Genomic DNA, 10,263 nt, shown 5'->3' on the forward strand with positions numbered 1-10,263 from the left:
CGCTGGCCCCTGACGTCCCCTACTTCGTGGCCGCGCCCCGGTACGCGGGCGCCTGGTACGAGCCCTTCGTCAACGCGACGACGACGCGCACCGGCGTCACGCCGAGCCGGCCACCGGCCGAGCGCCACGCCGCGAGCCGTCGCACGGCCCACACCACGAGCACCACCGCACCGGCCACGGTGCTCACGTGCTGGAGCAGACGTGCCACGTCCAGCCCGGCCCCGACGGGCTCGCGCAGCAGCGCGACGCGCCCCACCAGCGCGCCGTCGGCGTGGGTGAAGGAGTCCCACACCACGTGCGTGAGGACACCGACGACGAGGGACACGAGGAGCCAGCCGATCCCGCGAACGCCGGGCGCCACCAGGCGGCGAGCAGCCGGGGCACCGTGCGCGCGCACCACGAGGTCGGCCAGCGGTGTCCGGACCAGCCACCACAGTGCCACCAGCACCGCGGCCGTCGGCACCGCGACCGTCAGCAGGCCCGGCCAGTGGTGCGTCGTCGTCGCGTTGACGAAGGGCTCGTACCAGGCGCCCGCGTACCGGGGCGCGGCCACGAAGTAGGGGACGTCAGGGGCCAGCGACCCGGCGACCAGCGCGGCGGGCACGAGCGGGCCGCGCGCGACCGGCAGCACGGCCGCCGGGTGGGAGAGTGTGAAGGGCACGCCGAATGATCGCCTCACGCACCCGCTCGGGTCGTCCCACCCAGGGCTGATGCCGAGGGGTGCGCACACCGGCGCCGTCCGCCCACGGTCCGACCTGCCGGCGCGCGCCGCCCTTGCCGACCGCCCCGCTCCTCCCCACCTCCTCGCCGAGGTCGTACTTCTGCACCGAGATCGCACTGCCGACAGTGCGATCTCGGTGCAGGTGTGCGACTTCGGCGGCCGGGAGGGACGGGCGCGGGGCGCGGCCGGTGGCGGTCAGCGGGTCAGGTGGTGGGCGACCGCCCGGGCCGTGCGGCGGCCCGAGACGAGGGCGCCCTGGATCGACGCTGTGTCGCGGTGGTCGCCGCACACGAACAGGCCGTCGCCGACGACGACGTCCCGGCGGGTCACCAGGGGTGGCGGCTGGGCGGGCAGCGCGGCCGGGATCACGTGCCGCACCACCTCGCGCCAGCCGCGCGGGTCCGTCCCCAGCACCTCGCCCGCGTGCGCGCGCACCTGCGGCTCGTCGGCGCCGCGCCTCCTCCCGTGGTGGAGCACGGTCGCCTGGACCAGGTGCTGCCCGGCGGGCGCGTACCCCGGGGCCACCAGGCTCACCACGGCGGCGTTCACCACCGGCCCGCGGTCACGGCCGTCGACGACGACGGCGGGCAGCAGCGTCGGGGCCGCATCGGTCGCGTACCAGTGGGTCGTGAGGCCCTTCATCACCGGCGCGGGCACCCCGACGAGGCGTTCGGCGGCGGGCGCGTCGGTCGCCACCACCACCGCCCGGGCGTCGGTCACGCCGTCGTCGGCGTGCACGCGCACGCCGGGACCGTGGGGCTCGACCCGGTCCACGCGCACGCCGAGGCGCACGTCGGGCACACCCTCCGCGAGCTGCGCGGGAAGCGCCGCCATCCCGGCCGCCGGCACGCCCGGCGTCCCACGCAGGAACGCCCGCACCAGCAGCCGCACGAACGCGGCCGACGTCGTGCCGTCGTCCTCGGCGAGGACGCCCGCCAGGAAGGGCTCGAGCACCGCGCGCCGCAGGGGACCCTCGACACCCGCGCCGTCGAGGGACGCCGCGAGGCTCGTGTCGGGTGCCGCGAGCGCGCGCTGCACCGGGCCGAGGGCGGGCGCCGCCCACCGCGCGAGCCGCAACAGCTCGTCTGGGCGCAGCAGACCGGACCGCAGCCCGTCGACGAGCGTGCGGCCGAGCAGGAGGGGCGCGCGGCGGGGGTCCGCCAGCAGCGCGAGACGGTCGTCCCGGCGCACCGCGACCCCGGGGAGGAACGCGCGGAGGTCGAGCGCGTCCACGTCCACGAGCTCGCGCACCGCCGGGTAGGCGGGGTTGAGCAGCTGGAACCCGCGGTCGAGAGTGAAGCCGTCCACGTGGTCCGTGCGCACGCGGCCACCGACCGCGTCACCCGCCTCGAGCACGCGCACCTCGAGGCCCCGGGCCTGCAGCGACCGCGCGCACGCGAGCCCCGCGAGCCCTGCCCCCACCACGACGACGTCCACGCTCGGCAGCGTAGGTGGGCGCCCCCGCTCCCGCCCGCCGTCGGCTGCGCGCTACCGCCCGGGCACGCCCTCGACCGGGGCGGGGAGCTCGAGCCCGCCGACGGGCTCGTCACCGTCGACGACGAGGGCTCGCGTCGACTCGCGCACCACGAGGTGGGTCGCGAGCGGGGTGTCCACCGTCTCGTCCTGCCCCTCCTCGAGCGCCACGAGCACCTTCTGGAGCATGAGCTCACCGAGGGCCGCGAAGTTCTGGCGCACCGTCGTGAGCGGCGGGTAGAGGAACGCCGCCTCGGGGATGTCGTCGAAGCCCACCACCGCGACGTCGTCGGGCACGCCGAGCGCGCGCTCGCGCAGCGCGGACATCAGACCGAGCGCCATCAGGTCGTTCGAGGTGAACACCGCCATGCCGGGCTCGAGGTCCATCTCGCGGCCGATCCGGTAGCCCGCCTCGGCCGACCAGTCGCCGTAGACCAGGTCGACCGCCGGCAGCCCGCGCTCGGCGAGCTCGTCGCGCCAGCCGCGCACGCGCTCGATCGCGTCGGCCCCGCGCGCCGGGCCCGCGAGGTGCGCGATGCGGGTGTGCCCCAGCTCAGCGAGGTGGCGGACGGCGGCCCGGGCGCCCCGGTACTGGTCGATCTGCACCAGGAGCGGGCTGCGCCGCGACGACGACGCCGCGGCGACCACGGGGATCGACAGGTCGAGCTCGCGCACCATCTCGACCACGCCGATGTCCATCACGATGAGCACGATCCCGTCGACGCGCTGGCGCAGCAGCCCCTCGATCGCCGCCCGCACGGCACCCGGGTCGTCGTCCACCGTGGTGATCGTGTTGACGCTGTACCTCGCGGCCCGGGCGGCCATCGAGAAGTGCATGCCGATGCGTGTGGGGCCGTAGTCCGAGACCGCGGGCGCGATCAGCCCGAGCGTGCGCGTACGACGCGAGACCAGGGACTGCGCCGCGGGCGACGGGCTGTAGCGCAGCTGCGCGATCGCGTGCTCGACGCGCTCCCGCGTCGCGGGACGCACGTTCGGCAGACCGTTGAGCACACGCGAGACCGTCTGGTGCGACACCCCGGCGAGGCGCGCGACGTCGAAGATGTTCGCCGCGCGGGCCGGCTTCTCGTCGGGCATCAGACCGCCTCCTCGGGGCTCGCGACGAGCGCGAGGAGGGAGTCGACGGTCATCTCGGCCGAGGGCAGCGTCTCGACCACGCGGCCGTCGCGCAGGACGGCGACGCGGTCCCCCACCCGCAGCACCTCCTCGAGCTCGGCCGAGATGAACAGCACCGACAGCCCGTTGTCGGCGAGCTCGCCGACAAGGTTGAGGATCTCGACCTTGGCACCGACGTCGATGCCGCGCGTGGGCTCGTCGAGCACGAGCACCCGCGGGGCGAGCGCGAGGAGGCGCGCGAGGAGCACCTTCTGCTGGTTGCCGCCGGACAGCGTGCCCGCCGGCCGGTCGAGGTCCGCGGGCCGCACGCCGAGCGCCTCGACCCAGCTCTGCGCGAGCTCGCGCTGGCGGGTGGGCCTGATGCGCCGCAGCACGCCGCGCTGGGCCTGAACCGCGAGCGTGATGTTGTCGAGCACCGAGAGCTCACCCAGGATCCCCTCGGCGAGGCGGTTCTCGGAGGAGTACACGACCCCGAACGAGATCGCGCGCTGCGGTGAGTCGAGGTGCACACGTGCACCCTCGATGTGGAGCGTGCCGGCGTCGGGGCGGTCGATCCCGGTGAGCGTGCGCGCGAGCGCCGTCCGCCCGGAGCCCAGCAGGCCTGCGACGCCCAGCACCTCACCCTCGCCCAGGTCGACGTCGGCCCCCGTGAGGCCCGGGAAGGTGCCCAGCCCACGGGCGCTCAGGAACACGGGCCCGTCGGGCTCGTCGACCTGCGGGCGCTGGCGCGCCTTGAAGTCGGACGCGTCGCGGCCGAGCATCTTCTGCACCAGGTCGATCCGCAGCAGCTCACGCGTCAGGTACTCGCCGACCAGCTTGCCGTCGCGCAGCACCGTGATCCGGTCGCAGATCTCGTAGACCTGGTCGAGGAAGTGCGAGACGAACAGGATCGCCACCCCGCGCGACCGCAGCTCCCGGATGATCCGGAAGAGCTCCGCGACCTCGTCGAGGTCGAGGCTGGACGTCGGTTCGTCGAGCACGAGCACACGCACGTCGGTCGAGATCGCGCGCGCGATCGCCACGAGCTGCTGCACCGCGACCGAGTGCGTGCCGAGCAGCGATGCCGGATCGAGGTCGAGGCCGAGGTCGGCGAGGATCTCGGCCGCGCGACCGTGCATGCGCCGTCTGCTCAGCACTCCCCGTGTGCGCGGCTCACGTCCGAGCAGCACGTTCTCCGCCACCGAGAGGTTCGGCAGCAGCTCGACCTCCTGGTACACCGTGCTGACACCGGCGCGCTGGGCGTCGTGCGGCGTCGCGAAGCGCACCCGGCGCCCGTCGAGCACGAGTGTCCCGGCGTCGAGCGCGAGCGCCCCCGTGATCGCCTTGATCAGCGTCGACTTCCCGGCGCCGTTCTCGCCCATGAGCGAGTGCACCTCACCCGGGAACATCCGGAACGAGACGTCGTCGAGCGCGGCGTCGGCGCCGAACCGCACGGTCGCGCCCGTCAGCTCGAGCAGCGGTCGCGCTGCGTCGGGCTGCACCTGGTCGGCCTCGTCCACCGGACCAGTATCGCGAGTCCGGAGCGGAGCGGCCGACATCTGGCCCGGGGTGGCTATCGCCGTCGCTCCGACCTCGCCACGATCGCCCGCTGCACGACGATGAAGAGCAGCAGCAGCGCGCCGACGATGATCTGCATCCACGACTGCTCGGCGCCCATGAACGAGATGATGGTCTTGATCGTGCCGAACACCATGACGCCGATGAGCGAGCCGAGCACGTAGCCCCGTCCGCCGGTGAGGAGGGTGCCGCCGATCACCACCGCGGCGATCGCGTCGAGCTCGGTGCCGATGCCGTTGCGCGGGTACCCGGCACCCGAGTACGCGGTGAGCACGAGGCCCGCGAGGCCGCCGCACAGCCCGCTGATGACGTACGCGGCGACCTTCGTACGCGCCACGTCGAGACCCATGAGCCGCGCCGACTGCTCGTTGCCGCCGATCGCGTAGACCGTGCGGCCGAACCGCGTCAGGTGCAGCACGAAGGCCGCGAGACCGACGACGGCCAGGGCCAGGATGCCCGTGGGCGTGAGGTACCAGTCACCGATGCGGATGCGGTTCTGCTGGAGCCACAGCACGCCCGGCTGCTCGACCCGGATCGAGGACAGGCTCACGACGAACGCGAGGCCGCGCGCGAGGAAGAGCCCCGCGAGCGAGGCGATGAACGGCTGCACGTCGAAGTACTGCACGAGCACCCCGATGAGCAGGCCGATCGCGGCGCCGCCCACGAGCATCGCCCCGACCGCGAACCACACCGGCACGCCGGCCACGAGCAGCTGGGCCCCGAGGATCCCCGTGAACGCCATGACCGAGCCCACCGACAGGTCGATGCCCGCGGTGAGGATCACGAACGTCATGCCGACCGCGAGGATGAGCAGGTAGGCGTTGTCGAGCAGCAGCGCCGACAGGTTGCGTGGGGTGATGAAGTCACCGCGCAGGAACGCCTCGGCCCCGACGAGCAGCAGCACGAGGATCACGACCGCAGCGAACGTGGGCATCATCGCGGCGTGCCGGCTGAGGAACGTCTCGACCCGGCTGGTGGGGCGCTCGACGCGCGCCGCGGGGGTCTCGGTCACCGTCGTGCTCATGCCGCCACCTTCGTCCGCTCCTGGTCACCGGCCGGTGCCGGCGCTCGCCTCTGCCTGGTCATCCCGGAGAGCACGCGACGCACCCGCGGCGATTGCACCATGACGACCACCACCACGACGAGGGCGAAGAACACCGGGCTCTGGGCCGACGGCACGCCGAGGAAGAGGATGGTCGACTCGAGGGTCTGGATGATGAGGACCCCGATCACCGTGCCGGCGATCGAGAACTTGCCGCCCATGAGCGAGGTCCCGCCCAGCACGACGGCGAGGATCGCGTAGAGCTCGATGAACAGGCCGGCCGCGTTGGCGTCGGCCGCCCGGATGTTCGACGCGTAGATGATCCCGGCGACGCCCGCGAGCGCGCCGCTGAGCACGTAGGCGCCCCAGATGATGCCGCGTGAGCGCACGCCCGCGAGCCGGCTCGCCTCGGGGTTGATGCCGACGGCCTCGGTCAGCACCCCGAGCGCCGTCCGCCGCTCGACCAGGGCGATCGTCGCGATCGCCGCGACGGACACGAAGAACGCGAAGGGCAGCAGCGTGAGGTAGCCGCTCGCGATGAACGAGAACGGCGCCGAGTTCACGGTGGTGATGAAGCCACCGGTGATGAGCAGGGCGACACCACGCCCCGCGAGCATGAGCACGAGCGTCGCGATGATGGGCTGGATGCCGAGCACGGCCACCAGGAACCCGTTCCACACGCCGAGCACGAGGGCGACCAGCACCGCGACGCCCACCGCGACGAGCACGGTGCCCAGGTTGCCCGGGTCCTGCGAGCCGTCGATGACGGTGAGCGCGACAGCGCCCGAGACCGCCATGATCGCGCCCACCGACAGGTCGATCCCACGGGTCGCGATGACGATCGTCATGCCGAGCGCGACGAGCATGAGCGGGGCGCTGTTGCGCAGCACGTCCACGAGCGCGCCGTACAGCTCGCCGTCACGCATGGTGATCGACAGAAACCGCGGCCGCGCGATCGAGTTGATGACGATGAGGGCCACGAGGGCCGCGAGCGGCCAGAACAGCCGGTGCTTCCAGATGTGCGTCACGCCGCGCTCCCCTTGCCCTCGTTGGCGAGGTAGTCGATGAGGCCGTCGAGATCGACCTCGGACGAGTCGAGCTCACCGATCTTCGTGCGGTCCCGCAGCACCGCGATCCGCTGGGCCAATCGAAGCACCTCCTCGAGCTCGGAGGAGATGAAGATGACGGCGAGCCCCTGGGCCGACAGCTCCGAGACCTTGCGCTGGATGTCGGCCTTGGCGCCCACGTCGATCCCGCGCGTGGGCTCGTCGAGCACGAGCAGCTCGGGCGCCGTCGCGAGCCACCGGGCGAGCAGCACCTTCTGCTGGTTCCCGCCCGAGAGGTGGCCGACGACGGCGTCCGGGTTGGCGGGCCGCACACCGAGCGCCTCGATGTACTCCGCGACGACGGCGTCCTGGTCGGCCTTGCGGATCTTGCGCGCCCAGCCGCGTCGCGCCTGCATGCCGAGCACGATGTTCTCGGCGACCGTGAGGTCGGCGACGATGCCCTCGCCGCGGCGGTCCTCGGACGAGAACGAGATGCGGTGGTCGATGGCGTGCCGGGGCGAGGTCATCCTGGCCGGCGTGCCGTGGACGCTCACCGTCCCCGTGTCGGCGCGGTCGGCCCCGTAGAGGAGCCGGACCAGCTCGGTCCGGCCCGAGCCGAGCAGGCCGGCGAGGCCCACGACCTCCCCGGGGTAGACCTCGAGGTCGGCGGGCTCGAGCACGCCGCGCCTGCCGACGCCCTGGGCCCTCAGCACGGGCTCGCCCGAGCGGTCGATCGCGCGGTGCGCGGTGCGCGACAGCGCCTCGAGGTCGTCGAGCTCGCGCCCGATCATCTTGGTCACGAGCGCGTCGCGGGGCAGGTCACGCACCAGGTACTCGCCGACGAGCGTGCCGTTGCGCAGCACCGTGATGCGGTCCGAGATCTCGTAGACCTGCTCGAGGAAGTGCGAGACGAAGAGGATCGCCACCCCGGCCGCGCGCAGCTCGCGCACCACGCCGAAGAGCTGGTCGACCTCGTCGCGGTCGAGGCTCGAGGTGGGTTCGTCCAGGATGAGCACGGTCGACTCGAGCACCATCGCCCGGCTGATCGCGACGAGCTGCTGGATCGCGAGCGAGTGCGTCGACAGCAGCGAGCGGGGGTCGATGCGCAGGCCCAGCCCCTCGAGGTGCCGCGCCGCCGCGGCGTGCGTGGCCCGCCAGTCGATCGCACCGCCGCGACGCGGCTCGTGCCCGAGCATGACGTTCTCGCCGACGGTGAGGTTCGCGCAGAGGTTGACCTCCTGGTACACGGTCGCGATGCCTGCGTCCTGGGCGTCCGCCGTGGTGGCGAACGTCCGCGGGGCACCCGCGACCGTGATGGTGCCCTCGTCCACCGCGTACACGCCTGTGAGCGCCTTGATGAGGGTCGACTTCCCGGCACCGTTCTCGCCCATGAGCGCGTGCACCTCGCCGGGGCGCAGCGTGAGGTCGACGTGGTCGAGGGCGAGCACGCCCGGGAACCGGATGGTGATGCCCCGCATCTCGACGACGGGGGCGGCGTGGGTGACCGCAGGCATCGGGTACACAGCTTTCTGGTCGGGCGGGCCGGGCGGTGCCGGGGGTCGTCGGGACCCCCGGCACCGCCCCGTCCGTGGTGCTGCTGGACGGACGACCGCGCTCAGTACTTGCGGTCGGGCAGCGCCTCCTCGGCCGCGGCCTGGTCGAACGCCTGGTCCTCGACGATCGTCCGCTTCTCGACCTCCTCGCCGGCGAGGACGGCCTTGACGAGCTCGGCGGCCTTCTCACCGAGGAGCGGGTTGCACTCGACGATGTAGTTGATCTTGCCGTCGACGAGCGCCTGCATGCCGTCACGCACGGCGTCGATCGTGATGATCTTGATGTCCTCGCCCGGCACGGCGCCCGCGGCCTCGATCGCCTCGATCGCGCCCAGGCCCATGTCGTCGTTGTGGGCGTAGACCAGGTCGATCCCGTCGGCGCCGTACTTCTGGAGGAAGCCCTCCATCACGGACTTGCCGCCGTCACGCGTGAAGTCGCCCGTCTGGGAGTCGATCTTCTCGATCGGCGTGCCCTCGATCGCCGCGTCGAAGCCCTCAGCGCGGTCGTTGGCGGGCGCCGAGCCCGTGGTGCCCTCGAGCACGACCATCTTCGTGGGCTCGGTGAAGTTCTCCGCCGCCCACTCGCCGGCCTTCTGGCCCTCGAGCTTGAAGTCGAGGCCCACCCACGTCGCGTAGAGGTCCTCCGACGCGGTGACCGTGCGGTCCTCGAGGATCACCGGGATGTCGGCGTCCTGGGCCTCCTGCAGCACGTCGTCCCAGCCGTCCTCGACGATCGGCGCGATGACGATCGCGTCGACGCCCTGGTTGATGAACGACCGCACGGCGGCGATCTGCGCGGCCGGGTCGTTGTCCGCGGCGTTGAAGATGAGCTCGAAGCCGTTGTCGGCCGAGAACGCCTCCTTCATCGACTCGGTGTTCGCGCTGCGCCAGCCGCTCTCCGAGCCGGTCTGGGCGAAGCCGACGGTGATGGTCTCGCCGCCACCCCCGCCGCCGTTCCCGCCGTCGCCGCCGGCCTCGGGGTCGTCCCCGCCGGTCGAGCAACCTGCCGCGGTGAGGGCGAGCACCCCCACGAGCGCCAGCCTCGACAGAATTCGCTTCCGCATGTCCACAACCTCCTCGTTATGGTCCGGCGCCATCGCCGGTGATCGGGTGCCTCCCTGCAACCCGCGCGGCGGGCCGTGTGATGAATGATAGCGCTCACATTTCTGTCCACGGCTATGGGATGCACGTCACATTTCGGTAACACCCGGCCCGACACACGTGCGTGGAGCGCCGTCGATGTGACACGCAGACGCATCACATCCGCGACCGCACAGGAACCACTCCGACCCGCTGGTCGCCGACCCGCGTCGCTCGCCCGCCCCCGGCCCGACCCGCGCCACTCAGCCCGCCCCGCGCCGCTCGGCCCGCCCCAGCCCGAGCCACCCCACCGGCACGCCGTCGGGCCCGCTCCGGTCCGCCCACGCGGTCCTTGTGACACGAGTGCCCACCGGGACAGGTGGGACGTCACACCAGCCACCACCGCCCCACGGGTCACAAGGACCGCACCGACGGACCGGTCACCGGAGGGTCAGCCCCGGGGCGGGTCCCGCGTGGGGCCGGGGGTCGGGCCGCGGGGGCCCCCCCGGGGCGACGGTGGTCATGACGGCCCCCGCCACGGGTGCGGTCACCGCCGAGCCCGCCGGCGCGAGCACCCTGCGCTTCAACGGCCTGGCGCCCGGCACCAAGCGTGTCGACGTGTGGCTGCCCCACAACGAGACGGTCGAGCTGGTCGCC

At 73.0% G+C, this 10,263-nt stretch carries 8 protein-coding genes; all 8 read right to left on the reverse strand.

Translation table 11 applies throughout. The features are described from left to right. Positions 1–19 precede the first annotated feature (19 nt). The gene (locus tag GXB85_RS17535; RefSeq protein WP_161918957.1) at positions 20–661 is read right to left on the reverse strand and encodes a DUF4184 family protein; all 642 of its coding nucleotides are present in this window, start codon (positions 659–661) and stop codon (positions 20–22) included. 255 nt (positions 662–916) lie between these two features. Then, positions 917–2,158, reverse strand: coding sequence for an NAD(P)/FAD-dependent oxidoreductase (locus tag GXB85_RS17540; protein WP_370524322.1), 1,242 nt, complete (start codon positions 2,156–2,158; stop codon positions 917–919). A gap of 51 nt (positions 2,159–2,209) precedes the next feature. Continuing rightward, positions 2,210–3,289, reverse strand: a complete 1,080-nt coding sequence (locus GXB85_RS17545) for a LacI family DNA-binding transcriptional regulator (RefSeq protein WP_161918958.1) — start codon at positions 3,287–3,289, stop codon at positions 2,210–2,212. Then, positions 3,289–4,866, reverse strand: a complete 1,578-nt coding sequence (locus GXB85_RS17550; protein ID WP_161918959.1) for a sugar ABC transporter ATP-binding protein — start codon at positions 4,864–4,866, stop codon at positions 3,289–3,291. The genes GXB85_RS17545 and GXB85_RS17550 overlap by 1 nt, the downstream gene beginning before the upstream one ends. Before the next feature lie 14 nt (positions 4,867–4,880). Continuing rightward, complete coding sequence (locus GXB85_RS17555) at positions 4,881–5,909, reverse strand: sugar ABC transporter permease YjfF (protein ID WP_161918960.1); 1,029 nt, start codon at positions 5,907–5,909, stop codon at positions 4,881–4,883. Next, the gene (locus tag GXB85_RS17560; protein ID WP_370524323.1) at positions 5,906–6,955 is read right to left on the reverse strand and encodes an ABC transporter permease; all 1,050 of its coding nucleotides are present in this window, start codon (positions 6,953–6,955) and stop codon (positions 5,906–5,908) included. Before GXB85_RS17560 ends, GXB85_RS17555 begins: the two co-directional genes overlap by 4 nt. After that, entirely contained in the window at positions 6,952–8,487 is a 1,536-nt protein-coding gene (locus GXB85_RS17565; protein ID WP_161918961.1) for a sugar ABC transporter ATP-binding protein, read from the reverse strand. Before GXB85_RS17565 ends, GXB85_RS17560 begins: the two co-directional genes overlap by 4 nt. A 101-nt stretch (positions 8,488–8,588) precedes the next feature. Next, positions 8,589–9,590, reverse strand: coding sequence for an ABC transporter substrate-binding protein (locus GXB85_RS17570; RefSeq protein WP_161918962.1), 1,002 nt, complete (start codon positions 9,588–9,590; stop codon positions 8,589–8,591). Between the last annotated feature and the right edge of the window lie 673 nt (positions 9,591–10,263).

It is taken from the genome of Cellulomonas sp. APG4, from assembly GCF_009996735.1.
Classification (GTDB): Bacteria; Actinomycetota; Actinomycetes; order Actinomycetales; family Cellulomonadaceae; genus Actinotalea.

Excerpts from the sequence above, each read along its gene's own strand:
- GXB85_RS17545 (WP_161918958.1), bottom strand. The coding sequence starts at position 3,289 with ATGCCCGACGAGAAGCCGGCCCGCGCGGCGAACATCTTCGACGTCGCG.
- GXB85_RS17550 (WP_161918959.1), bottom strand. The coding sequence starts at position 4,866 with ATGTCGGCCGCTCCGCTCCGGACTCGCGATACTGGTCCGGTGGACGAG.
- GXB85_RS17555 (WP_161918960.1), bottom strand. The coding sequence starts at position 5,909 with ATGAGCACGACGGTGACCGAGACCCCCGCGGCGCGCGTCGAGCGCCCC.
- GXB85_RS17565 (WP_161918961.1), bottom strand. The coding sequence starts at position 8,487 with ATGCCTGCGGTCACCCACGCCGCCCCCGTCGTCGAGATGCGGGGCATC.
- GXB85_RS17570 (WP_161918962.1), bottom strand. The coding sequence starts at position 9,590 with ATGCGGAAGCGAATTCTGTCGAGGCTGGCGCTCGTGGGGGTGCTCGCC.